Source organism: Paraburkholderia sp. GAS41, from assembly GCF_050436545.1.
Classification (GTDB): Bacteria; Pseudomonadota; Gammaproteobacteria; order Burkholderiales; family Burkholderiaceae; genus Paraburkholderia.
In genome coordinates this window covers 343,334-368,326 of the sequence record NZ_JBNDMK010000001.1, presented here as the reverse complement: position 1 = coordinate 368,326, position 24,993 = coordinate 343,334, and the positions used below count along the sequence as shown (strand labels likewise).

General features: G+C 62.9%; 26 protein-coding genes. 3 read left to right on the top strand and 23 right to left on the bottom strand.

From position 1 onward, the window contains the following. Positions 1-2 precede the first annotated feature (2 nt). The 6 genes from P3T43_RS01695 to P3T43_RS01670 all read right to left on the bottom strand — a co-directional run bounded on the left by P3T43_RS01695 (position 3) and on the right by P3T43_RS01670 (position 6,658). A complete protein-coding gene (locus P3T43_RS01695; RefSeq protein WP_429279282.1) occupies positions 3-1,235 on the bottom strand; it encodes a DUF445 domain-containing protein in 1,233 nt (410 codons plus the stop codon). A gap of 53 nt (positions 1,236-1,288) precedes the next feature. Next, positions 1,289-2,131, bottom strand: a complete 843-nt coding sequence (gene phaZ, locus P3T43_RS01690; RefSeq protein ID WP_429279281.1) for a poly(3-hydroxyalkanoate) depolymerase — start codon at positions 2,129-2,131, stop codon at positions 1,289-1,291. A 113-nt stretch (positions 2,132-2,244) separates the two neighbouring features. Further along, positions 2,245-2,667 carry a phasin family protein gene (locus P3T43_RS01685; RefSeq protein ID WP_429279280.1) on the bottom strand — a complete coding sequence of 141 codons (423 nt, stop codon included), beginning with the start codon at positions 2,665-2,667 and terminating at the stop codon, positions 2,245-2,247. 50 nt (positions 2,668-2,717) lie between these two features. Further along, positions 2,718-4,352, bottom strand: a complete 1,635-nt coding sequence (locus tag P3T43_RS01680) for an alpha/beta fold hydrolase (RefSeq protein ID WP_429279587.1) — start codon at positions 4,350-4,352, stop codon at positions 2,718-2,720. Positions 4,353-4,519: 167 nt separating this feature from the next. After that, a complete protein-coding gene (locus P3T43_RS01675; RefSeq protein WP_429279279.1) occupies positions 4,520-4,984 on the bottom strand; it encodes a MaoC family dehydratase in 465 nt (154 codons plus the stop codon). A gap of 30 nt (positions 4,985-5,014) precedes the next feature. Further along, positions 5,015-6,658 carry a fatty acid--CoA ligase gene (locus P3T43_RS01670; RefSeq protein WP_429279278.1) on the bottom strand — a complete coding sequence of 548 codons (1,644 nt, stop codon included), beginning with the start codon at positions 6,656-6,658 and terminating at the stop codon, positions 5,015-5,017. 519 nt (positions 6,659-7,177) lie between these two features. On the opposite strand from P3T43_RS01670, the gene P3T43_RS01665 reads away from it, so the two are divergent. Further along, entirely contained in the window at positions 7,178-7,870 is a 693-nt protein-coding gene (locus P3T43_RS01665) for a Crp/Fnr family transcriptional regulator (protein ID WP_429279277.1), read from the top strand. 58 nt (positions 7,871-7,928) lie between these two features. On the opposite strand, the gene P3T43_RS01660 is transcribed toward P3T43_RS01665, so the two are convergent. The 3 genes from P3T43_RS01660 to P3T43_RS01650 all read right to left on the bottom strand — a co-directional run bounded on the left by P3T43_RS01660 (position 7,929) and on the right by P3T43_RS01650 (position 11,254). Next, positions 7,929-9,014: a porin gene (locus P3T43_RS01660; RefSeq protein WP_429279586.1), complete on the bottom strand. Its 1,086-nt coding sequence runs from the start codon at positions 9,012-9,014 to the stop codon at positions 7,929-7,931. A gap of 415 nt (positions 9,015-9,429) precedes the next feature. After that, a complete protein-coding gene (locus tag P3T43_RS01655) occupies positions 9,430-10,959 on the bottom strand; it encodes an alpha/beta hydrolase fold domain-containing protein (protein WP_429279276.1) in 1,530 nt (509 codons plus the stop codon). Further along, positions 10,925-11,254: an FAD-dependent oxidoreductase gene (locus P3T43_RS01650; RefSeq protein WP_429279275.1), complete on the bottom strand. Its 330-nt coding sequence runs from the start codon at positions 11,252-11,254 to the stop codon at positions 10,925-10,927. Before P3T43_RS01650 ends, P3T43_RS01655 begins: the two co-directional genes overlap by 35 nt. A gap of 58 nt (positions 11,255-11,312) precedes the next feature. On the opposite strand from P3T43_RS01650, the gene P3T43_RS01645 reads away from it, so the two are divergent. Together P3T43_RS01645 and P3T43_RS01640 are read left to right on the top strand one after the other, a co-directional pair. Beyond that, the gene (locus P3T43_RS01645) at positions 11,313-11,798 is read left to right on the top strand and encodes a hypothetical protein (protein WP_429279274.1); all 486 of its coding nucleotides are present in this window, start codon (positions 11,313-11,315) and stop codon (positions 11,796-11,798) included. A gap of 30 nt (positions 11,799-11,828) precedes the next feature. After that, positions 11,829-12,356 (top strand): hypothetical protein, encoded by a 528-nt coding sequence (locus P3T43_RS01640; RefSeq protein ID WP_429279273.1) that lies wholly within the window; start codon positions 11,829-11,831, stop codon positions 12,354-12,356. A 36-nt stretch (positions 12,357-12,392) separates the two neighbouring features. Here the strand turns inward: P3T43_RS01640 and P3T43_RS01635 are convergent, their stop codons facing one another. The 14 genes from P3T43_RS01635 to P3T43_RS01570 form a co-directional block, all read right to left on the bottom strand. Then, positions 12,393-13,070, bottom strand: coding sequence for an ankyrin repeat domain-containing protein (locus P3T43_RS01635; protein WP_429279272.1), 678 nt, complete (start codon positions 13,068-13,070; stop codon positions 12,393-12,395). A gap of 15 nt (positions 13,071-13,085) precedes the next feature. Then, positions 13,086-13,694: a c-type cytochrome gene (locus tag P3T43_RS01630; RefSeq protein WP_429279271.1), complete on the bottom strand. Its 609-nt coding sequence runs from the start codon at positions 13,692-13,694 to the stop codon at positions 13,086-13,088. A gap of 8 nt (positions 13,695-13,702) precedes the next feature. Further along, the gene (locus tag P3T43_RS01625) at positions 13,703-15,436 is read right to left on the bottom strand and encodes a pyrroloquinoline quinone-dependent dehydrogenase (protein ID WP_429279270.1); all 1,734 of its coding nucleotides are present in this window, start codon (positions 15,434-15,436) and stop codon (positions 13,703-13,705) included. Positions 15,437-15,577: 141 nt separating this feature from the next. Further along, positions 15,578-16,534 carry an MxaL protein gene (locus P3T43_RS01620; RefSeq protein ID WP_429279585.1) on the bottom strand — a complete coding sequence of 319 codons (957 nt, stop codon included), beginning with the start codon at positions 16,532-16,534 and terminating at the stop codon, positions 15,578-15,580. 8 nt (positions 16,535-16,542) lie between these two features. Next, entirely contained in the window at positions 16,543-17,172 is a 630-nt protein-coding gene (locus P3T43_RS01615) for a tetratricopeptide repeat protein (protein ID WP_429279269.1), read from the bottom strand. Then, complete coding sequence (locus tag P3T43_RS01610) at positions 17,169-18,155, bottom strand: vWA domain-containing protein (RefSeq protein WP_429279268.1); 987 nt, start codon at positions 18,153-18,155, stop codon at positions 17,169-17,171. Before P3T43_RS01610 ends, P3T43_RS01615 begins: the two co-directional genes overlap by 4 nt. Further along, positions 18,152-19,135: a calcium incorporation protein MxaA gene (locus tag P3T43_RS01605; protein WP_429279267.1), complete on the bottom strand. Its 984-nt coding sequence runs from the start codon at positions 19,133-19,135 to the stop codon at positions 18,152-18,154. Before P3T43_RS01605 ends, P3T43_RS01610 begins: the two co-directional genes overlap by 4 nt. Further along, complete coding sequence (locus tag P3T43_RS01600) at positions 19,132-19,995, bottom strand: DUF58 domain-containing protein (protein ID WP_429279266.1); 864 nt, start codon at positions 19,993-19,995, stop codon at positions 19,132-19,134. Before P3T43_RS01600 ends, P3T43_RS01605 begins: the two co-directional genes overlap by 4 nt. 3 nt (positions 19,996-19,998) lie before the next feature. Further along, positions 19,999-21,018: an AAA family ATPase gene (locus P3T43_RS01595; RefSeq protein ID WP_429279265.1), complete on the bottom strand. Its 1,020-nt coding sequence runs from the start codon at positions 21,016-21,018 to the stop codon at positions 19,999-20,001. Positions 21,019-21,244: 226 nt separating this feature from the next. Then, positions 21,245-21,817 (bottom strand): DUF3280 domain-containing protein, encoded by a 573-nt coding sequence (locus tag P3T43_RS01590; protein ID WP_429279264.1) that lies wholly within the window; start codon positions 21,815-21,817, stop codon positions 21,245-21,247. Then, entirely contained in the window at positions 21,814-22,776 is a 963-nt protein-coding gene (locus tag P3T43_RS01585; RefSeq protein ID WP_429279263.1) for a LysR family transcriptional regulator, read from the bottom strand. Before P3T43_RS01585 ends, P3T43_RS01590 begins: the two co-directional genes overlap by 4 nt. 15 nt (positions 22,777-22,791) lie before the next feature. Further along, positions 22,792-23,478: a hypothetical protein gene (locus P3T43_RS01580; RefSeq protein ID WP_429279584.1), complete on the bottom strand. Its 687-nt coding sequence runs from the start codon at positions 23,476-23,478 to the stop codon at positions 22,792-22,794. 74 nt (positions 23,479-23,552) lie between these two features. Beyond that, positions 23,553-24,464, bottom strand: a complete 912-nt coding sequence (locus tag P3T43_RS01575; protein ID WP_429279262.1) for a substrate-binding domain-containing protein — start codon at positions 24,462-24,464, stop codon at positions 23,553-23,555. Between the two features lie 30 nt (positions 24,465-24,494). Then, positions 24,495-24,914, bottom strand: a complete 420-nt coding sequence (locus tag P3T43_RS01570) for a c-type cytochrome (protein WP_429279261.1) — start codon at positions 24,912-24,914, stop codon at positions 24,495-24,497. Positions 24,915-24,993: the final 79 nt, after the last annotated feature.

Below are 24,993 nucleotides of genomic sequence, written 5' to 3'. Positions count from 1 at the left end.
GTCTAGCGCGCGACGAGCAGGACACAGGCGTGGATCAACACGCCCGCCATGCCGCCGACAAAGGTGCCGTTGATGCGGATGTACTGCAGATCCCGACCGATCTCCGCCTCCAGCTTCGCGCTCACTTCCTCAGCGTCCCAGCCCTTCACGACATCGGTGATCAGTCCGGACAACTGATGACGATGGCGCAACACGAGCAGACCGGCAATATCCAGCCACCATGCGTTGAGCCTGTGCTGAATCGAAGGCTCGCTCGCCACGCCCTTGCCGATGGAGATAAACGTGCTGGCCAGCATCTCGCGCAGCGCGGAGTGCCCGCTGCCGAGATCGGCCAGCACGTGCGCACGTATGTGCTCGAGCAGGACGCGGTAGTAGCCGCCTTCCTCCACATGCCGGATGCAGTCGCGCAGCACCTGTCGGCCAAACCGGCGATAAACCGCCGACGTGCGCAGGTTGCCGGACAGATCTTGCACCGCCGCGTCGAACTGACGCCGCAGTTCGTGCTCCGGATTCGCCACGACCTCATGCATCAGCGCGACGATCCCTTCGACAAACTTGTTGACGATGTAAGCATCGAGCGGCGCCGGCGTGAATTTCGAGGCCTCGCTGAACTTTGCCTTGATGCGCTCGACGTTGGCGCTCAACCAGGCTTCCGCGGCGCGCAGTCCGCGATCCAGTAGCGGCTGGTGACGGTTGCCTTCGGTGAGGATATCCAGGATCTGGCTTGCGACGCGCGCGACGTCGAGCGTGCGCAGGCGCGGAATCACCAGCTGGTTGAACATGCGTTCGACGTCCTGCTCGTCGAGACCTTCTAACACACGGGGCAGCGAGTCCGCCACGCCATCCGCGAGCATCGCACTGTTCTTTCGGACTGCCAGCCATCCCGCCAGCGCTTCTGCCGCGTTGAAGCCGCTGAGCCGCGCGGTGATGACTTCGGGGGTCAGGAAGTTCTGTTCGATGAAACTGCCGAGACTTTCGGCAATGCGTTGCTGGTTCTTCGGAATGATGGCGGTATGCGGAATCGGAATGCCGCATGGATGCCGGAACAAGGCGACCACCGCATACCAGTCCGCAATCGCGCCGACCGTACCCGCTTCGGCAAACGCACGCGGCCACGCCAGCCACGGATGCGCCGTCTGCCCCACTACGCAGACAAGCAGCAGCCCGATCATCGCGACGAACAGACAGGTCGCCGTCGCGCGCATGCGCCTCAACCGGACGAGCTTCCCGTCCATGGTCGAATCACCCTGTGTGCGCCCGCCTTGTCTGTCTGTCCCGGTCACAACGCTCAACCTGCCTCCTCCAGAAGAAACCGCTTCACCAGCGGAGCAACCTCAGCGGCCCGCGTGATCAGAAAAAGATGGCCGTCGTCGACCACATGCAAGGTCGCGTTGCGGATCCGCGCCGCGAGGATCTTGGCATTCGACAGCGGCACGATCGGATCGTCGTTGCCATGCATGACGAGCGTGGTTTGCCGCAGTCCGCCGAGCCACGGCAAGCTGGTCCAGCCCGATGCAGCCAGCAACTGATAAAGATAGCCACGCCCGCGCGGCGGCTGGATATGGCGGCTGTGCGCCTCGAGCAGCGAGGCATCCTGCCGGTACGCGCCGCCGTAGATTTCCGCTCCGATTTGCCGCAGGTACGAAGGATCAGTATAACGGCGCGGCCCGATAAGCTTTGAAAGTACCGAGAGCCGCGCGGGCACCATGATGACGCCAGCGGAGGTGGCCGCGAGAATCAGCCTGCGGCAGCGCCTCGGGTAAAGATGAGCGAACTGCTGGGCTAGCGCGCCACCCCACGACACGCCGAGCACGTCGACGGGGTCCGCGTAACCGAGCCGCGTCAGCAGCTTGTCGGCCAGCACGGCGAGCGTTGAAAAGCGGTATGGGATCAGGGGCACGGGCGAGCCGCCCACGCCGGGGACGTCGAAAATGATGACGGTGACGTCGTCCAGCGCCGCGACGAACGGCTCGACCAGTTCGAGATTCGCGCCGATGCCATTGAATAGCAGCAGCGGCGGCGAGGCGTCGCTGCCGCGCCGCACGCCGACGCGCAGCAACTGGCCGTCCAGATCGATGGTCTGGATCTGCATGGCGTCGACAGACTCCGGGCTTGTTTGTAGTTCGGTCATCCGGGTGATCCTATGTATCGGCCGGAGGGCGGGCTTCAGCACCGATTCCGGCCCCATGCAACAGGGTTGCGTGGACAGCTTCATCATGACGGCGGCTAAGAGCCGCCGGCCGATTACTTGCCGGGCTGCACGAGCGCTTTCAGTTCCTCGACGTGCTCCGCAAAGCGCTTCGTGACGACAGCGATGCTGTCGGTCTGCGCGCGATACGCGGCATCCGCGAGTTCCTGCATGTCCACGAAGGCCTTTTGCAGTGCCTTTTGAACGCCCTCGCCCGTCGACGCAACGGACTCGCTGCCCGGGGACCGCAAGCGCGTCACGAGCCCCTGCAATTCAACCATCGTCGAACGCGCGATCTCCACCTGCTTCTGACCGAGCTGCTGCACGCCCGCCAGCGCGGTCATGTTCGCCTCAGCCAGCGCTTCGATGTCCTTGCGACGCGATTCGAGAATACCGGCGATATCCACGCCCGGCAGCTTGAACTGCGTGATGAGCTTCGTGTATTCGCCAAAGATGTTGCTGGGGTTGCTTCCTGTCATGATAATTTCCTGAGAGAAGTTGCAAAAAAAATCTGTGTCGATGAAACCGTTCAGGCTTCCGAAACATAAGTCCCGGGTGCGCTCACACCAGCCGGGTGCCGTTCGCTACCGAGGGCCGCCGGCGCCGCGCGCTTTTCGCCAGAGCGTGCGCTCAGCCAGTCTGTCCAGTTGCCCCACCACGTGGCCGCTTCAGCCTGTGCGCCGTCGAGCCACGCTTCGGCACTCGCCGGCAAGGTGGCGTTGAGGTAGTACTTTGACTTCGGATTACCCGGAGGATTGATCAGGCTCTGGATATGGCCGCTCGAACTCAAGACGAAACGGGTGTCGCCGCCGAACGTGATCGCGGTGTTGTACACGCCCTTCCACGGTGTGATGTGATCCGTCACACCCGCCACCACATATTTGTCGCAGGTGACCTGAGACAGGTCGATCGGCGTGCCGAGCACCGTCAACGCGCCTGGCTTGCTGAACAGATTCTGCGTAAAGATATCGAGCAGTTGCCCATGCATCTTCGCCGGCAAACGGGTCGTGTCGTTGTTCCAGTAAAGCACGTCGAATGCGGGCGGCGCATTGCCGAGCAGATAGTTGTTGACCCAGTAGTTCCACACCAGATCGTTCGGCCTCATCCACGCGAACACACGTCCCATTTCCTCGCCGGCCAGCACGCCGCGTGAAATGCTGTGCTGCTTGGCCGCCGCAATCGCCTCCGGCGTGGCAAAGAGACCGAGTTGCGAGTCGGCGGTATTGTCGAGTACCGCGACCATCAGTGTGGTCGCGTTGACCGTCTTGTCGCCCTGGCTCGCGAGATGTCCCAGCAAGGCCGAGATGGTCATCGCACCTGAACACGCGCCGTGCAGATTGACGTCGTCGGAGCCGGTGATCTCGCGCATGGCTGCAATGGCTTCCATCAATGCAGTGACGTAAGTGTCCAGATCCCAGTGGCTTTGCGCCGCGGTCGGATTACGCCAGCTGACGACGAACACCTGCAGCTCGTTACTGACCAGATAGTCGACGATGCTCTTGCCCTCGGAGAGATCGAAGATGTAGTACTTGTTGATCTGCGGCGGCACGATCAGTTGCGGCCGGCTGTAAACCTGCTGGGTCGTCGGCGCGTACTGGATCAGCTCCAGCACTTCGTTGCGGAAAACGACCGCACCTTTAGCTGTCCCAAGGTTTTTGCCGACCTCGAAAGCCGTCTTGTTGACCTGCGCCGGCATGCCCTGATTCTTGAGCAGGTCCATCATGATGTTATTGGCGCCGTCCAGCAGGCTGGCGCCGCCCGTTTCGATGACCTTCTTGAGCGCGGCAGGGTTACCCAGCAGCGTGTTCGTCGGCGCCGCCGCATCCGTAATCAGCGACATCACGAAGCGCGCGCGCTCCTTGTTAGCCGGATCCAGTCCGGAGCGCTCGACGAAACCCGCCAGCGCCCGTTGCCACGCCAGATAGCCTTGCAGCGTCATGCGATACAGCGAATTGTTCTGCCATGCGGCGTCGGTGAAGCGCTTGTCGCCTTTGGGCGGCGCCGATTCCGCACCATCCGCGAACAGCCCGAACAGCTCGCGAACCCAAGCCGCCTCCTGCTCCACGACGAGAGCCGGTTGCCGCAACGCCTGAGCGCCGATTTTCTGCGCCGTGGCGACAATGTCGCACGGCCGCAGACCGACGAACGGATTCGGACCCAGCATGCCTTCCGCAGCCGACGCCGCGAGATCGTCGTCCTTGTCGTTCTGCTGCACGTTGTGCTGGGCTTTTTGCTGCGCGCTCTGCCGCTTGCGTTGCGGCGCGCTTTCAGGGGTTACCGCCATGATGCTGCTCCTTCAGGAATAGGTTGCGCTGCGTCGAACGTGATGGATCACGCAACCAGCATCGCGAGGGTCTCTGCGATCAGTGCCGGCTTGTCTTCGCCGTCGATCTGCAGCTCATTCAGGGTCTTGATGAGAATGCGGCCGCCACCCTTTTGCTCGGCCGAGACGAGGGTAATGCGACTGCGCACGCGCGCGCCGGCCTTCACGGGTGTCATGAAACGCACCTTGTCCAGACCGTAGTTGAGGCCCGCCGCAGCGTCCCCGGGAACGACCCCGATCTCGATTGCCATGGCCCCGAGCAACGACAGCGTCAGATAGCCGTGCGCAATCGTGCCGCCGAACGGACTCTCGCGCTTCGCCCGCGCCTCGTTCACGTGAATCCATTGCCTGTCGCCCGTACATTCGGCGAACGCGTCGATGCGCGCCTGATCGACCACCACCCACTGCGACACACCCAGCTCGCGCCCCACGAAGTCGCCGATCGTGGCCACGCTGTAATTTTCCAAACTCATCGCTTCTGCTCCTGGAAATTGGCTTGCCACTCAGGCGAACTGCTCGCGCAGCCACTTCTTGTTGATCTTGCCGACACTCGTTTTTGCCAGTCCGTCGACGAACTTCACGACCTGCGGTACCGCATACTTCGAAATTTTTCCGCATGAACTAAACGACAGGACGTGCTGCTTGATGTCGTCCTCCGTCACCGCGAAGCCATCCTTGAGCACCACCAGCGCCACCGGTCGCTCGCCCCACTTGTCGTCCTTGATGCCGATGACCGCCACTTCGGACACGCCTTCATAGCGCGAGATCAGGTTCTCGACCTCGAGCGACGACACCCATTCGCCGCCGGACTTGATTACGTCCTTGAGACGGTCGGTGATCTGGATGTTGCCGGTCGGGTCGATATTGGCGATGTCCTGCGTATGCAGATAACCGCCGGCCCACAGTTGCTGCGAGGCCTCGGGATTGTTCAGATAGCCCTGCGTGAGCCACGGCGCGCGCGCCACGATCTCGCCGGTGGCTTTGCCGTCGTGAGCGAGCTCTTCCATGTTGTCGTCGACGACACGCAGGTCGACGAGCGGAACGGGCCGCCCCGTTTTACAGCGCAGACGCAGCTGTTCGTCGGCGTCGAGTTTCTCCGCGCCCGGCGGAAGTTGCGCGAGACTGAGTACAGGGCACGTCTCCGACATTCCGTAACCGACGAACACGTCGATACCGCGCTCCACCGCCGCCTTGGCGAGGCCTTGCGGCAACGCGCCACCGCCGATCACGATCTTCCAGCCGTTCATGTCGGTCTTCTTGCCCTCCTCGCACCCGAGCAGCATGTGCAGGATCGTGCCCACACAATGCGAGAACGTGACGCCTTCCTCGCGCACGAGGCGTGCCAGCCGGTCCGGCAAATAACGGCCCGGATAGACCTGCTTCACGCCCAGAACCGTAGCGATATACGGCATGCCCCATGCGTGCACGTGAAACATCGGCGTGAGCGGCATGTACACGTCGCCACGATGGAAGCGCTGCCCCGAGACGGGACTGCCGAGTGCCGCCATCAGCGTGAGCGTATGCAGAACCAGTTGCCGATGCGTGAAGTAGACACCCTTCGGAAGACCAGTGGTGCCGGTGGTGTAGAAGGTCGTGGCGCGAGTGTTTTCGTCGAAGTCCGGAAACACGCAGTGCGTGCTGCTCTTCGAAAGCATCGCTTCGTATTCAGCCACGAAAGGAATGCTGTGCGCCGTCACTTCGCTACCTGGCTCATCGATCCAGATGAAGGTCCGCACGGTGGTGAGTTTGTCCTTGACCGCTTCGACGACCGGCAGAAAATCCGTATGAACCAGCACGACTTCCGCGCCCGAGTGATCGATCGTGTAGGCGATTTCGGCCGGCGACAGACGCACGTTCACGGTCTGCAGGACCGCGCCCATCATCGGCACAGCGAAATAACATTCGAGGTAGCGGTGGCTGTCCCAGTCCATCACCGCGACCGTGGTGCCGTGCTTCACGTCAAGCTCGCCCAGACCGTTGGCGAGACGGGCGATACGTTCGCGCAACGTCGCATAGGTCATGCGGAACTGGTCGCGGTAGACGATCTCCTGGTCCTGCGCCTGAACGAACGGTGTGACCAGCAACTGCTTGATGAGCAACGGGTAAGCGTAAGCCTCGGATTGCGGCGTGTCGAGTGTGTCGTGCATCGATGTCTCCTTCAGTTCCTGAATGGGGGGCATGCGCAAGTGGCAAGCGTGGATTTAAGGCACAGCAGACCGGCTGGTTTTTCTCGGTCTGCTGTATCAATCTCGTTAGATGAATCATCCAAGTGTCGGGCCTCGGCAAGTACCCCCTGAATGGGGGAGAGCCGTGAAGACAACCGGGGGAGACCGCAGCTGAAAAGACCCGGATTTTCGATCTGACAATCTCATCGCAAGGGTCACGCGCGCGCCGAAGTCGAGCGCGTATTCGCGCTCATCGATCGGTCAACGCACGGTATTGAGGCTTGTCGTGAGGTCAATCTGCGGTATTCGACGGGTTTTACCGCTGTGCCATACAGCAACCTTGCGGTCAATCCGCTCGTCAGGTTCAGCATGAAAATCGCGGAAATAACTCATGTATCAAGCGGCCCAGGCAAGCGCTTCCCGCTTTGCCCTGGCTTGCGTTGCAATTTTCTGCACATATAAAATGCCTTGATGTTCTCGATCTGCAGGGCGAACCCCACAATGGCATTCATGGCGGACACGTCCGAAGAAATGCGGACCAATCACTGGTTCTGCTCCTTACCTGCGGCCGAGCAGGAAGCGCTCATCCAGCGAAGCGAATTGATGACGCTGCAGCCGGGCGAATACCTGTTCCACCGCGGCGATGCGCCCACCTGCTTCTGTGGCATCAAAAACGGCAGGCTCAAGGCTTTCACGCTTCGCGAAGACGGCAAGGAGGCCATCCTCGCCGTCCTCGAAGCAGGCAACTGGTTTGGACAGACCTCCATGACGAGTCGCCAGCCACGCGCACGTGATGTCGTCGCGATAGAGCGATCGACCGTTTTCGTCGTCCGGATACCGGCGTTCGACGAACTGATGCGCAGTCAGGCGTTCGTCCGTGCCATCGCCGATTTGCAGTCCATTCATATCAACTGGCTCTATCGCCTGGTCGAGGACGCCACGCTGCATTCGACACGTGCGCGCGTCGCCCGGCGTCTGCTGCTGCTCGCGTCGGGCGACGTGAGCACGTGGCCCGAGAGCCGCCAGAACGTCAGCGTCTCGCAGGACACCCTTGCGATGATGCTCGGCATCACGCGCCAGACGCTGTCACTGGAGCTCAAGGCCCTGGCCGAAAAAGGCGCGATCGCTTTGCGGTATGGCCGAATCGAAATATGTTCAAAAGAGATCCTTAACTCCTTCCAGGACTGTTTGTGATCGCTCCCTGCGGTGCGCCTTCGAGCCGCGCACCGCGCTCGCCGGTCCTGCGGCGCGCCTAGAACGTATGCCGTATGCCGGCCATGACTCCGAGCTGCGTCGTGGTGTACGAGGAGCTCAGCGCGTTGATCCCCTGGAATTGCGCGCCCACCATGCCACCGCGATACAGCGAGTAGTCCCCCTCCAGATAGACGTCCGTGCGTTTCGACAGGTTGTAGTCCGCCAGCAGCTGGAATTGCGTTGCGTTGCCGTCGGCGGCTTGCGTCTTGCCGGTCTGGATCGTGCGCCAGACGTTGGCGGAAAGGTGTGTCGCACTCCCTAGCAGTTGCGAGACACCGCCGTAGAACATTTGCCGGGAGCTGAACGTATTGAATTTGAGCGCAGTCAACTCTGGCGGGCTGAATGGACCGTTGGGGAAATTGCCGACGAACCCGTCGTCTTCACGATTCTCGGCCCAGCCGGCCATGACCGTCGTATCGCCGAATGAATAGGACCCGCCGGCCGTCCACGATTTGAGGTGCGCGGATGTGTTCACGGCGTCGCGCGAGTCCAGATACGCGGCAGCCAGACGCAACGGTATGCCAGGCAAAAAGATGATCGATGCGCCAAGCTGGCTTCCCGAACCAAATGCCCCTGCATTGCCACCAAACGCATACGACACTTCGGTCGTCACGTATTGCCAGCGTGCCGCGTATTTCACCATGTTGCTGGTCCACACGCCCTGAGCCATCATGACTTCCGGCCGGAACTGGTAAAAGGTGGGCAGCCACGGATTGGTCACGAAGGCGCTCAGCACCGCGTCCGCCAGCGGGTTGATCTGGCGGCCCATCGTCAGTTTTCCATACGTGTTCGACTGCACGCCGACGTAAGCCGTATTGAAGAAGGGATAGGCGGGATCGGTCGCTCCGGTGTTCGGAAAGAAGCGGTTTTCCAGTTCGAATACGACCTTGGTTCCGCCGCCGATGTCTTCCGTACCCTTGAACCCCCACAGACTCTCGCTCGCGCCGTTAGCCATCTGCACGCGAGAATCGCCTTGCGGATCCGCGTGCGTCGTGTAGCGGATTCCCTCATCGACGACGCCGAACAGCGTCACCGACGATTGTGCCGTTGCCGATGCCGAATACAGCGTCGCGGTCGATACCAACGCGGCCAACAGGGCCGCCTTGCGTCGATGCGACTCTGTTCCGGCCAATCTCCTTGCCTGCCTCATAAATAGCTCCAATATTATTATGGTTCACTAAACATTCTATGAACTGCGTCTCCGGATTGCGGACACGGGACTACCCGTTCCGTTTCGAGAGACTGGTTTCCGGTTGCGCAACGTCATGTGCGCCACTCGTGCCTACAAGCAGCGCCCACAAGTTGTGCCCACAACCACACGTTGCCCGGAAACCTTGAGCACAACTGCCAGAAAACTTACATTCCGCCGCGCGAACGCACCGACCCGTGCCACACGCCTTATTTCATCGCCTTGAGGAGGCGTGCGGGATAACCCTTGCAGCGTCGTAAAGCGAGGCGTACACGCAACAGGATGACCAGCCGCCGCGTCGAGACAGCCGTCATGTCGGCTCCGCACATGCGACATTCAGCAACTGGCGGCTCCACTGGGCGATTTCTACGAGCGTTGCGGCGGTTTCCGGCAGGAACGGGAAGAGCGTGAAAACGTGCACCGAATCGGTCACCATCTTCAACATCACGTTTGTGCCGGCAGTCCTGGCCCGCTGCGCAAAACGAGTCGTGTCGCTTTCCAGGACCTCTTCCTCGACGGCCGAGAGGAACACCGGGGGAAGCTCGGCGAGCTCGGCGAACAACGGCGAGACCATGGGATCGGTCGGCTCGTAACCCTGGAAGTAAGACGCAACAAGGTTGGACAGCGTCTCGCGATTCGCGGCCGGATCGCCTCCCGAATTCGCCTTCAACGATGGACCGCCAAGCGTGAGGTCCGTGAGCGGACAGATCGCAATGACACCGGCTGGCAACGGCAGACCCGCGCGACGCAACGCAGCCGCCACGGCAAGCGCGAGACCGCCGCCGGACGATTCGCCGCTCAGAAACACCGTGCGTGGATCGACACCCGCGGCGAGCAGGCCGCGATATGTGCTGAATGCGTCATCGAAGGCAGCCGGATACGGATGCTCGGGCGCGAGGCGATAGTCGACCGTGTAGCAGGGACCGTCGAGGGCGCGCGACAGGCGGCTTGCGTATTCCACCGAGCTCTTCGCCGAGCCCAGCACGTAGCCGCCGCCATGAAAGTGCAACACCGTTGCACGCTGCCCTGCTCCTGCTGCCATCACGCGCAGCGAACTCACGCCGTGCAGATCGACCTCGGTCACTTTGGTGCTTGCGGGCGGCGGGAACTGCTCCAGCAGGAAGCGTTCATACGCGGCACGCTGCCCCCGCTCACCGGCCGCGATGTCATCGGGCTTGAACACGCCTTTCCAGAGATCGAACGCGCGCTGGCTCTCGGGGCGCGCCATGCGCTTGCCCTCGCGTGCCGCGCTCAGGCCCACGACCTCGCCCGGCGGCAGCTTGACCGCCTCGAGGATGTCGTGGCCCCAGGCGAACGACCACGAAGCCTCTGCCAGCGGATCGATACGTGAAAGCCCTTTCAGGCGCCCGTTACGCTGGCGGACGCGCGCCTCATCCGGCTCGTGTGCCCAATCGACGACAAAGCGCGCGCCGGCCTGAATCCGCGTGGTACGCGGCTGGCGGCGCTGCTGGTATTCCAGCAGCGCATCCTGCACGCCGGCCGGACCGTGTTGCTTGAGACACGTGGCGAGGACCCACGCGTCTTCGATCGACTGACACGCGCCTTGCGCCAGGTAAGGCACCCTCGCATGGGCGGCGTCTCCCAGCAGAGCGATGCGTCCGGCACTCCAGTGTTCGATCGGGTCACGGTGATACATCCCCGTGATGAACGTTGAGTCCACGGCTTCCAGCATCTTCTGCACGGTCGGCTCGGCCCCCTCGAAGGCGCGACGCAGTTGTGCCACGTCGCCCGACTGCGTCCACGATTCGCGGCTCACTTCGGTCGCGGGCACCGACGCGAGCACGCTATAGAGGTCCTTGCGCACCCAGCCGGATCGCATCGGGCGGCAAGGCCTTCGCCAGCAGGCCGATCAGATCGGCGCGATGGACGTTGTAGAGCAGCGCGCCATAACGTGCCTCCGCTTCCTTGCCGAGCGGCGCGTAATACAGTTGGCGTCCGGTCGACAACTCCAGGTAATCGAAGCCCGCCGGCACGGTCGCGATACTCGCCAGGGCGGGCTCGAGCCCCAGTTCCCGCAGCACGAGCGTGCCGTTTGCAGCGATCTGGGTACCCGCCCCCACCTCCGTCAACTGGGGGGCGCGCTCCAGTACAATCGGCTCGATATCGTGGCGCAACAGCGCCTCGCTGCGCTATTACTTCGGCAACAAACTGGAACTAGCACGCGAGCTGGTCGTGGACGGGGCGCGCCTGATCGACGAAGACCGTCAGACCCGGCTCGACACCCTCGAGGCGGAGGAACGGATAACCGTGCGTGCGGTATTGGGCGCACTGCTTTTTCCGATGCTCGAGTTGTCGGATCGCACGGGGCAGGCGACCTACATCCGCATGATCGCCAACCTGCAGTTGAACAACCGCCCGTTCTTGCGCGAGGCGCTCGAAAACCGGTGGAACGTGGGTTATCAGCGTTGCAATGCCCTGCTCCGCAACCTGCTTTCGGACATTCCGCCGGCCATCGTCGATCACCGGCTATCGCTTGTCGGCATTTACGGCAATGCCTCGCTGGCAGCGTGGGAAGCCACCCGGGATAGCGGCGAACTGGGCAGCCTGTGGTCGCCGCCCTATGCCATGTCCAACCTGATGGATACGTTTGAAAGCGTGCCCGCGGCAGAGCCGTCAGAAGAGACGCGGTCCTTGCTAGGAGGCGCTGACGCCGGATAATGACGATTCCAACCGCGTCGGGAGAGGGACATGAGCAAGCTGACCCGCACGATCAAGCACGAATTCATGGAGTTGTTGCCGCCGACGATCTTTTTCTTCGTTATCCTTCACATCGTCGCCATCATCCGTTCACTGATGACCCACGGCACCGGCATCCCTCTGCAAAACTCGCTCTCTGTGACGATCGCCGCGCTGATACTCGGCAAGTCGGTGTTGCTCGCCAATCTGCTGCCGTTCGTCAATCGCTTTCCGGACAAGCCCTTGATATGGAATATTGGCTGGAAGACGCTGATTTACGCTTTGGTGGCGTTATGCCTGCATTACCTGGAGCGTCTGTACGATTACTGGAAAGAGGCGCCCGGGCTCGCTGCGGCGAACCATCAGTTGTTCAGCGAGCTTAACTGGGCGCATTTCTGGGCCATTCAGATCCTGCTGGTCACGCTCGTCGCCAATTACTGCGTGCTCGAGGAACTCGCGCGCGTGACGGGCCGCGAGAAATTCAGAAGAATATTCTTTGGACCCGTGCCCGCACAGGCGAATCGCAATGCGCCGGGCTGAAGGGGCTCATCCATTGCGGCAGCCCCCTCGTACGCCTTATCCCGCCGAAAGCAGCCGCGCAACCTGATCCGATTTGGTCTGCACGGCGATATCTTTTGCCGTCATGCCGCGATTGTCCTTCAATGCCCGGTCCGCACCGCGAGCAATCAGTAATTGGGCCGTATCCGCGCGATCGTATCCGGCGGCCCACATCAGCGCGGTGAGGTCGTTCTTATAGGTGCGATTCACGTCGACGCCCGCATCGAGCAACCGGCTCACGACCTTCGTCTGTCCCTGGCCCGCTGCATATTCCATGGCCGTCTTGCCGATGCGATCCGTCGCCGCGAGATCCGCGCCATGCGCCAGCAGCAGCGCAACGATCTCATCGAAGCCGCCGTACGCTGCGGCCATCAAAGGCGTGACACCCGGCGCATTCGCGTGCTGGACGTTGGCGCCGTGTTCGATCAGCATGCGCGCCATCGCCATATCGCCTTTCTTGCAGGCGGTGATCAACGCGGTGTCGCCGATGCGATTCATGGCGTCCACGGCCGCCCCGCGCTGCAGCGCGGCGGCCACCGAGGTCTCGTCGCCGTCTTTCGCGGCCGCCAGTAGTTGCCGGTTGATTTCTCCCGCGCCAGCGCCTTCGCCCTGCGCCTGCGCAGGTAAAGACCCACCGAACGCACCGGCAAGCAGCAGAGCCACCGTTGCGATATACCGCGTGACAGTCTGTTTCATGCTCTCCCCTCCCCGCTATTGAAGATTGTTGATATAGGCCGCCAGATTGCGAATGTCGTCGTCGCTCAGATTGCGCGTCACGCTGGTCATATTGCCGGCATCGTTGGTCCGCGTGTGCGAGCGGAAATCCTGCAATTGCTTGACGATGTACTGATACTGCTGCCCCGCCACGCGCGGAATCTCGTTCTGCCCTGCAAATCCGCCCAGATGACACATCGTGCAGAGCACCTCGGCGGATTTTTTACTCCCTGCCTCGATGCTGGCACTGTCCGACTTGTACGGAACCGGCACCAGCTTTTGCGCGGCGAAGTAATCGGCGAGATCCTGCATGTCCTCCTTCGACAGGTTGGCCGCCATGGGCGACATGCGTGGATCGCTGCGCCGTCCTTCCTTGAAGTCTTTCAGCTCAAGGTAGATATAGCGTGCGTTCTGACCGGCAAGAATCGGATAGTCCGGGCTGGTCGAATTACCCATCGGCCCATGACAGGCCACGCACACCTGCGCCTTTGCCTTGCCGGCTTCGGCGTCGGCGTGCGCGCCCGACGGCAGCCATGCGACGGCGAACCAGCCGCACAGCAATGCCGTCCATAAGCGGCGAGCCGGACCCGGGATTGAGCGCCGCATCCGCGCCGTCATGGCAACGCGAAGACGAGCACGGTGTTGCCGCGCTTGAAATCGAGCTGCGTATTGCCACCCGCCGCAACTGCGACGTACTGCTTACCGTGCACCATGTACGAGACCGCGGGCGCATTGACGCCGGCGCCGCACTGGAACTCCCACAGCTTCCTGCCGGTGGCGGCATCGAATGCGCGGAACAGGCCGTTGCCTTCGCCGTTGAATACCAGACCGCCGGCCGTCGCCAGCACGCCGCCAATCAACGGCTGCTCGGTCTTGTAGTCCCAGGCGATCTTGCCCGTGTCGATGTTCACCGCGACCAGCTTGCCCCATTGCTGCTCGGTCGGAATCGTCTTGAACGCGCCGCCCAGCCAGAGCTTGCTGCCGCCGGGGTAAGCCGCGTCCTCGACCTGATACGTCATCGGCTGATGCAGATTGGCCGCATACACGAGACGCGTATTCGGATTGAACGCCATCGGCGACCACTCGACCCCGCCGTTCGCGCCGGGCAGCATCCGCGCGCCTTCAGCAGTCGGCAACGTCCACATATTCTCCTGCGGAATCATCGCCTGCGAAAAACGGATCAGCCGTCCTGTGGCGCGATCGTGCACGTACACGTGCCCGGTCTTGCCCGCATGCACCACACCCGGAATCATCTTGCCGTCTTCGTCGCGCACGTCGACCAGCATCGGCGGGCTCACGGCGTCCAGGTCCCACACGTCATGCGGCACGTACTGGTAGTGCCATTTGTATTTGCCGGTATCCAGATCGATCGCAACCAGTGAATCCGTATAGAGGTTGTCTCCCGGCCGGATCGCGCCATACAGGTCGGGCGACGGATTGCCGACCACGAAGAACACCGTGTGCGTCTGCCGGTCGACGGCCGGTGCCATCCACACCCCGCCGCCGAGTGTCTTGTAGAAGTCGCCGCCTTTATCGGCCAGCTGCTTTTTCTCCGAATCGATGTCGCGTTTCTCGTTGCGTCCGGTTGCATCGTTGACGGCCCACACGCCTTCCTGACCGGTTTCCGGAATCGTATAGAAGGTCCACAGCAACTGACCCGAGTTGGCATCGAACGCCTTGAGGAAGCCGCGAATGCCATATTCGCCGCCGTTCGTGCCAATCAGCACCTTGCCGTCGACCACCACCGGCGCCATCGTTTCCGAATAGCCCTCATCGGGATCGGCGATCTGCGTTTGCCACAACACGTTGCCCGTCCTGGCGTCGAGCGCGACCAGTTTTGCGTCGAGCGTACCCATATAGAGCCGGTCGCCGGAGATCGCTACGCCGCGATTATTCGGCCCGCAACAAAACGTCGTGACCGCTCCCATCTTGTGCTTGTAATGCCAGAATTCCTTGCCCGTCACCGCGTCGAGCGCATACACGTGGTTGAACGAGGTGGTAATGAACATGACGCCGTTCGAGACGATTGGCGCCGTTTCCATCGACTCGTTGACCGCTGTCTGGAAAATGAAAGCCGGCCTGAGTTTCGACACATTCGTCTTATTGATCTGTGCGCCACGGTAGTAGCGTGTCTGCGCGTACGAGCCGTTCGAGTGCAGCCAGTTACCCGGCGTGGTGGCGGCGTGGTCGAGCTGTTCCTGGCTTACGGACTCCAGCGTCGACGGCACCGGTGAACTCGTCGTGGTCGACGTGTTTTGCACCTCGTCCGCGGCGTAAGCGGCTGGCAAGCCGAATGCGATGGCGAACAGGGCAAGGCTTAGAACATTGGGAATGCGAATGAATTGCATGAGCGTCTCCTTGGTTTTTTCTTGTTCAGAATCTCAGCACTGGGGTGCAGGATGGATGGACGACATGTCCCCGTCCCCGAAAGCGCCGACCCCATCAAGCGTAGGCTATGCACACGTGATTTTCCAGACTCCCGACAGGTTTCAGGACACGCGACCTCCTACGTATGAAGAGTTCGCACGTTTGCCCGTCGCGCGATACCTGGCCCCGCTGAATTCCGGCGCAAAGCGCAAGGTAAGCAGCAACAACGCGAGCAGCGCAGGACACCAGCGCAGATCGGTCGGCACCGCTTCGCGGTGGGCGAAGCGCACATCGGTCATGACATCGCGCAAAGACCCCGCACCTGACAGGCGGCGATATCCGAAGCCGATCCCTGCTGCCACCGCAGCGAGGTAATGGCCGCGCAATTCGGACAGCTCCTCGTGGCTCTCGGCCTGGCTTGCGGAACCCGGCACGGGTGGCACCTGGATCACCTCGTCGGCCTGCCAGTAGCCGTCGCGCTGACCATCGGCGCCGGTGCGCGGAATCGGCGCGGCCTGATCGCCGCCCACGCCGATCAGCCAGCCCTTCACCTGGGCGGGATTGATGTCGCGCCTCGTGGCATCGGACGGCAGGATGGGCGGCGCCTCCTGGCCATCGGTGACGAACAGCACGGCCGCGCCCTGGCCGACCTCCTGCGCCACACGCGTGGCGGAATAGATGCCGCCTTCGGCAATGCGGCTCCAGTTGGTCCAGCGCATGCGCCCATCGATCCCTTCGAGCGACGACAGCAATGCATCGAAGTTGCTGCAGACTTCGACGGGAGGCAGTAACAGCAAGGTACGTTGCCCCGTAAACACACTCCAGCCCACTTTCGAGCCGCACGGCAGTTGCCCCAGCGCTTCGCGCATGGCCGCCCGTGCGAACACGAGGCGGCTCACCGGTACGCCACTCAGCGCGACATCCTCGACATCCATGCTTTGCGTGATATCGAACGTGACGATGTAGCTGAACGTATCGCGCCGCAGTATCACCGGCGGCATTGCGACCGCCGCGATCAGCAACAGCAGCGCCACGCCCGTCAGCCAGTGACGTGCGCCGGAAAGTCCACGCGTCGGCATGCCGAAGCTCACGGCAGATCCTCGCTCTGCGCACCGCGCAAACGGACGTTGTGCTGCTCCTTGATCTCTGCCGCTTCCGCCGACGAATGCGTTTCCGGCGCGAGCCACAATGCGCGCTCCAGGTTGTAGCGGGCATCCCAATCGTCGGGCGTCGCACGCAGCAAGGTCCGGTAGCGCGCCTTGGCCTCCTCGACCATGGCGACCGACTGCACCGTGCCGGACGTACTGTGGCCCATGCCCTCGCGCAGGTACATGTTGCCCAGATCGAACAGCGCCGCACGCCCTACCTCGTCGAGATGCTCTTCGCGGATCAGGTCGTCGAAGAGCGGGCCGGCGGTATCGTAGGCACCTGCTTTTGAAAGCGCGATGGCACGTGCAAGTCTGACCTCGCGGGCTGCGCCGTCGTTGCGTGCATCGCGCGGAGCGTCTGCCGGAGCCGACGTGCCTGTGTTGCCCGTACTGCCTGTGCTGCCCGCTGCTTTGCCAGCAAGGTCTGCTTTGCCAGCAACGCCTGCCGCCGCAGCGATCGCTTCGTTGACCCGCTGCGCGCGCAGCAAGCGCACGCCGTCAAACGCCGCGCCCCCCGCGCAGCACAGCGCGACGGCTGAAAAAATGAGGTGAACCGACGCGCGCTTCATGCCCAGGCCCGCACCTGAAACAGCCGCAACGCCAGCAACAACGCGCAACCTGCCAGCGCCACCGCAAAACAATACGGGCTGAAATCCTGCCGCGGCAGCCGCTCGACGAACGAAGTCACGGCATTTTGCTGCCGGTTGATCTCGGCCATGGCGTCCTTCATCGCCTGCGCATTACCCGCCTGAAAGAGCCGATAAGGCGTCTTGAGCGACAGGAAGTAGCGATGCAGTTCGGCCTCGGCCGAAGACTCGCTTGCGGGCAGCGCGGCGTTCAGATCGGGACTGTAGACGCCGCTGCGCAAGTAGATGAAGTACAGCACGATCTGGTGACGCAAGAGTCCACCCTGGATGAGCCGCCGTACTGGCGCCTCGAGTTTCGCGCCGCCGTCCGAGACGAGGACGATCGCCCGGCGGCCTGAGGACACCGCGCCATCGAACGCGCCGATCGCGGCCAGCAGTCCACAGTCGAGTTCTGTGTCCGGCATGCCCCGTCCTACTGCAGTGGCTGCGATTGCCGCGTCGATCACCCGGTGATCGTAGGTAAACGGCATCGCCAGCACCGGGCTCGTGCCGAACATCATGAAGGCGAGCCGGTCGTTCGGCCGTTGCGCGATGAATTCCGTCAACGAAGCGCGCGCCACCTTGTTCTTCGACTCGCCGCCGGGCGACTCCACGCCTTTGCTGTTCATCGTTTCGTCCATGCTCGCGCTGCGATCCATCAGGATCAGAATCTGCGCCCCGCTGCCCGTACGCAGCACCTCGCGATGCGAGCGTCCTGGACCGGCCAGACCTAGCACGATCGCCGCCATCGTCAGCGCCGCACTGCCCCGTCCGATCACTCCGATCCATTGGCCGACGCGATCGTCCGGCAGCCATGCGAGCCACGAAAACGCGAGCGTATCGCCGCGCCTCGGCAACCACGGCAGCGCGGCCAGCGGCAACAGGACGAGCAGCCATGGATACTCGAAATCGAACGCCATCTTCATCGCTCATGGCGCTGTTCGGCGCGGTAAAGCGAGCGGCATAGTCCGCGCAGCGGATACGGCGCCACCGCCGGTGCAGGCGTAAAGAATCGCTCCGTGGATTGCTGATAGAACTGTTCGAGTTGCGTGCGCAGCGGTTGCAGATACGGCGCCCGTGCAAAGAGGCTGGGCAAGGACCCCGCGTGAACCACATGGCCCGCCGTTTCGTTCAATGCGTGGTGCAGGCAGAGCCATGCATCCGCTGAGGTATCGGCGCCGGGTTCACCGAGCCGTTGCATCTGCCGCCACGCACGCGCAAACGGCAAGCGGGCCGACTCACGTCCATTGCGCCACAGCCACCAGGCCAGCCACGACAGCACCGTCAGCAGCAACAGAGCGAGCGCGATAGACACCTCGCGCCGCAGCGGCGCGGTCGGCACCGCAGGGGCTGGCCGGTCAGGCCGCATCAGTTGCAGATCGCCGGCATCGAAGGCGTCGGCGGACGTCATCGCACCGATGCTCAACGGCCATTCCGCAACCTGCAACGTCGCACCGGACGCCGAGGCGAGGCGCAACGCGGGCAACGCAATCCGCGTGAGCGTGGGAGCGACGTTGACGATCTGATAGTCGATCGCCAGCCAGCGGCGGCCGTCAGCATCGGTTTCGATCCGCGCGGGCCGGCGTTCGAGCCACGCGCCGGTGCGGCCGATGGACGGCGGCGTCACGGCACCCACATCGTTGTCGCCAGCCGGCAGCAGAATGCGTTGCGTGAGGACGTCGCCAAGCAGATAGCCGAACGCGCGTGGCTCCTGAACCGTCGGCTGAAGGAGATTGCCCGGAACCACGGCCATGCTCGTCTGCGGTGCGAGCGTGAGCACCAGCATGCACGCCATGGTCAATGAAAACGAAAGCGACAGCGCCCGTGCGACGACACACGTCGTGGCGGCCCATGCGCGGCCCTGCAAGCGACCCAACCGGTCGACGCCACGGCCACCCTGTCTCATACGATCGCCGCCAGGAAGTAGCGCGACATCGCCTCGGGATCAAACGCGTTCTCGACATAGAACGGCGGAATGCCGCGCAGTCCGAAGGTCTTCGAGAGTTCCGCTCGTCGCCGCACGACAGCCTCGCTCCACCGCTCGCGCACCCTGCCGCTCAGCCACAACGTGCGCCGCGCGCCCGATTCGGCGTCGTTGACCGCGAGCAGCGGGCCGCCGCGCGGGGGCGCGATTTCAGCGCTGTCCCACACCACCATCGGCACCACGCAGGCATGCACCAGCAGATCGAGTACCGAGGGCAATTCCACCAACGGCCAGTGAAAATCGGAAACGAGGAACACCAGCGCCTGCCGTCCAGCGAGCGTCGCAGCCGCGCGTTTGAGGCCCGCCAGACTGGTGCTGGCGAGCGCCTCGCTGCTGCTCTCGCGCAACTTTTTCGCGAGCACGTTGCCAACGCCCCGGCCATAACGCGCCGGCACGAACAGATCGTCGCGCGGGCCACTGTCGAAAGCCAGCATGCCTAACTGATCGCCGACACGGAACGCGCTGTATCCCAACGCCTCGACGAAATCCGCGGCGACCTGCAACTTTGTGCGATTCTTCCCGAACTGCATCGACGCGGATACATCGACGATCACCTGCACCGGCACCGCAGCGCGCTGCAGATGAACCCGCACCAGCCATTCCGAGCGAGCCGCGCGCAAACTGGCCCGCAGATCGAGACGACGCGGATCCGGGTAGTCGAACAGACGCCCGTGCATGGCGAATTCCTGCCCCGCACCGAAGCTCGAGCCACGGTGCGAGCCTGGCCGGAAGCCGCTGGCGCGCATCGGCAAACGATAGGTAAATTCCGCTGTCGCATCCATGATTCAGGGGACGGCGAGCCTGTTCATGATTTGCGTGGTGAGCGCCTCGGCGAGTTCCTGGCGGCGCAGTTCGTAGATGGGCGTGAAAAACACGCGATGCCCGAGCGCGGGCATCAGCACTGCATGGATGTCCTCCGGCACCAGATGTGCACGGTTGGCGAGCCACGCCACCACGCGCGCGGCCCGCAGCAGCGCGCTCATGCCACGCGGACTGGCGCCCGCCAGGATGAGGCGATCCATATCGACGCCGTCGAGCGCAATGCTGAAGCGCTGCGGCGTTTCGGTGGCCTGCCAGATGTCCAGAACGTAGCGTTCGATGGTGGCACTCGCCTGCACGCTCTCCTGAATCGCCGCGCCCACCTGGTTCAACTGTTCCCACGGAACAATGCCGGGCGAGAGCCGTGCAAGCAGCCTGTCGACATCGTGAAAGGCCGCGTCGAATACCAGCGCGCGCCGCACGTCGGCCTCAGCCGGCGTCGGCATGGACAGTTCGAACAGGAAACGATCGCGGGCGGCCGAGGCCAGCTCGAAGGTCTCTTCCTTCTCGACCTTGTTGCGGTCGGCGAAGACCGTCATATGCGGAAAGCGGTATTCGCGGTCGAACGCCCATACCGAGCGTTCCGCCATCGCACGCAGCAGCAGTGACTGAACCTGCGGACGGGCGCGGTTGATTTCGTTGAAGAAGAAGGTGGTCAACTGCTCGCCGTGCCGCAGCAGCGGACCGGGATCGATACGCGGCTTGCCGTCGGCGTCCACGTACGTGTGATAGACAAGGTCGCCAGGCATCAGGTCGATGGTGCCCTCGACCCGCTCGAATGCGCCGCCCACGACCCGCGCAAAGGCGCGCAACACGGTGGTCTTGCCAACTCCGACGCCGCCTTCGAGCAGCACATGACCCCGGGCGAACAAGGCAACGTTGATGAGCCGGATCGTCTGCGGCTGACCGATCACGACTTTCGCGATCTCGTCTTCGATTTGCAGTGCATGCAGACGCCAGTCCTGAAGCAGTTCGCCAGAACCCATCGGTGCAATCCCCTATAGCAGTCGTGCTGGAGCAGACTTCTCGGCTGAGCCGCGAGACGAGCGTGTTTCTCACGGAAAAGTCCGGACAACTATGCATACTCTGTGCCAGCAAGCCGGCGAATGCCGCACGTACGTTCGCATCACCAACTCTGTCACCCTGTCACGCCTTTCAATTACAGAGTGTGCCGCTAATGCAAAAGCTCACGCATCGAAGGCTCGCCCATCATCAGGGCGAAGCACCGCTGCCAGGCGTGGCCACTGCCGCACCGTCGGCCATCAGTCCCACCAGCGCCGTGGCGCCGCGCCGCCACGACAGGTCGGTATTGCCGCGAATGTCGACCGAGCGCTGGAACAGCGTCGTGCCGCTGGCGACATCTTCCACATGCAGATTGATATTGAGGATCAGGTTGCTGACTTTCTGGACCCAGCAGCGCGCAACCTGTTCGACGCCCAGCGTGCGTCCCACCTGCCGTGCACAGTCGGCGCATTCGTTCAGATCCTGCGCGGCGCCGAGTCGGGCGATCAGTCCGGCAGCGGGGGCGTTGTCGGCGACCTCATAGTGCCGGCTGTCGCGCAACTGCTCACGCAACGCAGTACTGACCATCTCGAGGCGGGCCTGCTGGATGCGGTTGGTCTCGGCGTCGTTATAGGCCGCGTTGTCGTCGATCAGCACGCAATCCATCAGCGCTATCGAAGCCGGTGCGGCGAAGGCCTGCGAAGCCGCACCGGCCACGCAGATCAAGCCGGCAACCCTCACGTAGCGCGCGAGCACCGCACCTATCCGAGCGACACCGCTCATTTCAGCACTCCCCATTTTGCGGGCAAGGTGACGAACCGCGCGTACTCGCGCTCCAGATACGCGGCGGCCTGTTCGAGCAGAAACTGCCTGAACACCGTGCTGGTCGGTGAGAGGTGCTTGGCCCGCAGATGCACGATCTGCCAGGTGCGTTCGATCGGCGTGCCGTTCACATCCAGCAAGGCGATTTCCTGAGTGCGCAATTCCAGCAGCAACGTATGAAGCGAAATCAGGCTCACGCCCATGCCCGCCATCACCGCCTGTTTGATGGTTTCGTTGCTGCCGAGCGTGACCACCTTGGCGGGCGCGAACAGATGCTGTCGGAACATGTCCTCGGCGGCCATACGCGTGCCGGAACCGGGCTCGCGCAACAGGAATGTGTCGCCGCGCAACTCCTGCAGATCGAAGCGCTGCGCGCCGCACAGCGGGTGGCTGAGCGGCGCGATCACCACTTGCGGATGCCACGCCAGCGGCTCGGTGGTGGTATCGAGTTCGGGCGGCGGCCGCCCCATGATGGCGAGATCGATCGCATTGTCCTGCAGCAGGCGCAGCAGCGCGTCGCGATTACCCACCGAGAAATGCACGTCGACCTTGGGATACAGGTGCGAATACATCGCCAGCAACTTCGGCGCGAAATACGTCGCGGAACTGACGATGCCCACCGCGATCGAGCCGCTGTCGGCCTGCTGCAGCGAGGTCATCGCGTCTTCAGCATCCTTGATCTCGCCGAGAATCCGGCTCGCATGATGGCTGAGTTTTTCGCCCGCTTCGGTCAGGGTGAGCCGGCGCGCGATCCGCTCGAACAGACGCAGCCCGACCGCCTCCTCGAGTTGATGAATCTGCATCGACACCGCCGGCTGGGTCAGATGCAGCTCCTCCGCGGCGCGTGCAAAGCTCGTATAGCGGCTCGCCACGACGAAGATCTGCAGCTGACGCAAGGTCAGCGAGCGGACGAAATTCACCTTGGCGCGACCTCGCTAACGGCTTGCCCGGGGCGCGTCGACAGGCTTCACAGGACCCTTCGGCGCATTCGGCGGCGGCGTCAGTTTGCGCACCGCGGTCTGGAAGCTCAGTGTTTGCGTCTGCACGGGGTGCGCGAAATCATTGTTGGCGCCGGGCACGTCAGTGCGGATCAGCGCAATCTGCCCGGGTATCGTATCGGCAATCAGGAACGTGTAGCGCTTGCCGGTGTATTGAGCGAAGCGCTCCGCATTGGGGTCGTTCAGGTACGGTTGGACGACGATCTGCTGCGCCTTCACCGGCTTGCCGCCAATCTGGCTCGTCACGGTTTCGATCTTCGGCCCCGCAGCGAGCGCGAGCCGCAGGCGTTGCTGGAAGTAACGGCGCTGGCCGCCGGTCAGGCGCTCCATCTCCGCAATGTCGCGCTCGAGGAAATAGATGATCACGGGGTTGCACTGCAAGCCGCCACTGGGCACCGGCACGGCACCGCTGTGATCGGACACCTGGGCATCGCCTTTGGCGTTGTCCGGGCTCACCACCAGCACCCTGACCACGTCCGTGCTGTGCGCCGGCTGGTCCGAACTGAGGAAGGCGTAGTCGAGTTCGGTTTGCTGTTCGACGCCGTGCAGATGATCGGTCGTGAAGATGAGCTTCTCGGCAGGCGAGATGTCATCCGCGGCGGCAGCGAACGCCACGACATGCATCTGCCAGGCCACGCACGCGATGCACGCCGCCAGTACCCGCCGCCAGTCGCGCCGCATCAATCTCTGCGGCCCCCTCATGGCGAGCCATCCGCGGGCCTGGCGGCCGGCGTGTCGATGGGTTTGAGCAGCGGGACTTCGTAACTCGTGAGGATGCTGTCAATCTTGTCGTGGTTCGCGCCGATCCATTGATCGACCTTGTCCTTCCACGCCTTCTCGCCGTAGCGCACGCCCATCGAGATCGTATAGTCGAAGCGGATGCCCTGCTCGGGGGGGAACGGCACCAGCTTCACCGTATCGCCGGCACGCTTCGCAAAATAGCCCGCAATGGGGCCCCAAAGGAACACCACGTCGACATTGCCCGCCTGCAGATCGTGTTCGATCATCTGACCGGGGTATTCCTGCGGATCACCGCTTTGCACCTGATACGAGACCGCCTGATCGATCAGGTTGTGCCCGAGCAGCCAGTCGACCGCGGGGGTCTGCGAAAAGATCCCGAAGCGCAGCTTGTGCAACTGGTCGGGCGGCAGCTTGAGCAGATCGTCCGGCGTATTGATGCCGGCCAACTCAGGCCGTTTGGTAAACACCATCGCATACGTGGAGCGCAGATAAGGCTGCGTGGTCGACGTCATGTCGTAGCCTTTCGGCACGCCGATGATCAGATCGCATTTATATTGCCCGGAATCAGGCACTTTCTCGCGCAACGTATGGCGCACGAAGCCCATGCGCTGCGGAAAATAGGTGTATTCGAGCTTGTAGCCGAAATCGCTCGCCATCTGGCTGGCGATGCGGTTCTCGTAGCCCTCGCCTTTGCTGTTGGACAACGGCATGTTGTTGGGGTCCGCGCAGACCCGCAGCACGCCATCGGCGCCATCGTTATTGGGCAAGGCCTCGCCCTGGGCCTGCACCGCTGCGCTTGCCATCGCCGCGTAGCACAGCGCCGCCGCGACCAACGCGACGTGCACGGGCATTCGTTTGCCATGACGCATCAATAAGCTCCTCAGGTAGGGACGTGGACGTTATTTCGCGTCGATGGCCTGCAGATCGCCCGGTTTGATCTGGCCGTCGGAGCGCCCTTTCAGATAGGCGTAAAGGTTTTCCCAGTTCTTCTGCATCATCTGACTCGAACTGAAGTCGGGCATGCCCTTGTCCACCCGCCCGCCGAATACGGTGCGGTGAAACTCGGTCTGGTCGATCGTCTTGAACGCCTCGATCAGCGACGGTCCCACCATGCCTTGCTGCTGCGCGCCGTGACAGCGTTCGCAGGCGAGCGCGCGCCACGTCCTCCACCCAAGCAGCGTATTGCTGTCGACCTTGTTGCCGTCGACCACCTTGTACGTCACCTGGGCAATCGCAGGATTGGTCTGGGCGAACGCAGCAGGCAGCAGGACGAAAACGGCGGGCAGTGCCGCCCGCAACAAGATAGCTCGGCCTTTCATATGCAGATGTCTCCCTTCAGGATAAGACCGCACCCCGGCACGTGCTAACGACGCATCCGTGACAGGGCGCGGACCAGAT

Coding starts and splice junctions, on each gene's coding strand:
- P3T43_RS01695 (WP_429279282.1), bottom strand. CDS start 1,235: ATGGACGGGAAGCTCGTCCGGTTGAGGCGCATGCGCGCGACGGCGACC.
- phaZ (WP_429279281.1), bottom strand. CDS start 2,131: ATGACCGAACTACAAACAAGCCCGGAGTCTGTCGACGCCATGCAGATC.
- P3T43_RS01685 (WP_429279280.1), bottom strand. CDS start 2,667: ATGACAGGAAGCAACCCCAGCAACATCTTTGGCGAATACACGAAGCTC.
- P3T43_RS01680 (WP_429279587.1), bottom strand. CDS start 4,352: ATGCTGGGTCCGAATCCGTTCGTCGGTCTGCGGCCGTGCGACATTGTC.
- P3T43_RS01675 (WP_429279279.1), bottom strand. CDS start 4,984: ATGAGTTTGGAAAATTACAGCGTGGCCACGATCGGCGACTTCGTGGGG.
- P3T43_RS01670 (WP_429279278.1), bottom strand. CDS start 6,658: ATGCACGACACACTCGACACGCCGCAATCCGAGGCTTACGCTTACCCG.
- P3T43_RS01665 (WP_429279277.1), top strand. CDS start 7,178: ATGGCATTCATGGCGGACACGTCCGAAGAAATGCGGACCAATCACTGG.
- P3T43_RS01655 (WP_429279276.1), bottom strand. CDS start 10,959: ATGCGATCCGGCTGGGTGCGCAAGGACCTCTATAGCGTGCTCGCGTCG.
- P3T43_RS01640 (WP_429279273.1), top strand. CDS start 11,829: ATGAGCAAGCTGACCCGCACGATCAAGCACGAATTCATGGAGTTGTTG.
- P3T43_RS01635 (WP_429279272.1), bottom strand. CDS start 13,070: ATGAAACAGACTGTCACGCGGTATATCGCAACGGTGGCTCTGCTGCTT.
- P3T43_RS01630 (WP_429279271.1), bottom strand. CDS start 13,694: ATGCGGCGCTCAATCCCGGGTCCGGCTCGCCGCTTATGGACGGCATTG.
- P3T43_RS01625 (WP_429279270.1), bottom strand. CDS start 15,436: ATGCAATTCATTCGCATTCCCAATGTTCTAAGCCTTGCCCTGTTCGCC.
- P3T43_RS01620 (WP_429279585.1), bottom strand. CDS start 16,534: ATGCCGACGCGTGGACTTTCCGGCGCACGTCACTGGCTGACGGGCGTG.
- P3T43_RS01615 (WP_429279269.1), bottom strand. CDS start 17,172: ATGAAGCGCGCGTCGGTTCACCTCATTTTTTCAGCCGTCGCGCTGTGC.
- P3T43_RS01610 (WP_429279268.1), bottom strand. CDS start 18,155: ATGAAGATGGCGTTCGATTTCGAGTATCCATGGCTGCTCGTCCTGTTG.
- P3T43_RS01605 (WP_429279267.1), bottom strand. CDS start 19,135: ATGAGACAGGGTGGCCGTGGCGTCGACCGGTTGGGTCGCTTGCAGGGC.
- P3T43_RS01600 (WP_429279266.1), bottom strand. CDS start 19,995: ATGGATGCGACAGCGGAATTTACCTATCGTTTGCCGATGCGCGCCAGC.
- P3T43_RS01595 (WP_429279265.1), bottom strand. CDS start 21,018: ATGGGTTCTGGCGAACTGCTTCAGGACTGGCGTCTGCATGCACTGCAA.
- P3T43_RS01590 (WP_429279264.1), bottom strand. CDS start 21,817: ATGAGCGGTGTCGCTCGGATAGGTGCGGTGCTCGCGCGCTACGTGAGG.
- P3T43_RS01580 (WP_429279584.1), bottom strand. CDS start 23,478: ATGCATGTCGTGGCGTTCGCTGCCGCCGCGGATGACATCTCGCCTGCC.
- P3T43_RS01575 (WP_429279262.1), bottom strand. CDS start 24,464: ATGCGTCATGGCAAACGAATGCCCGTGCACGTCGCGTTGGTCGCGGCG.
- P3T43_RS01570 (WP_429279261.1), bottom strand. CDS start 24,914: ATGAAAGGCCGAGCTATCTTGTTGCGGGCGGCACTGCCCGCCGTTTTC.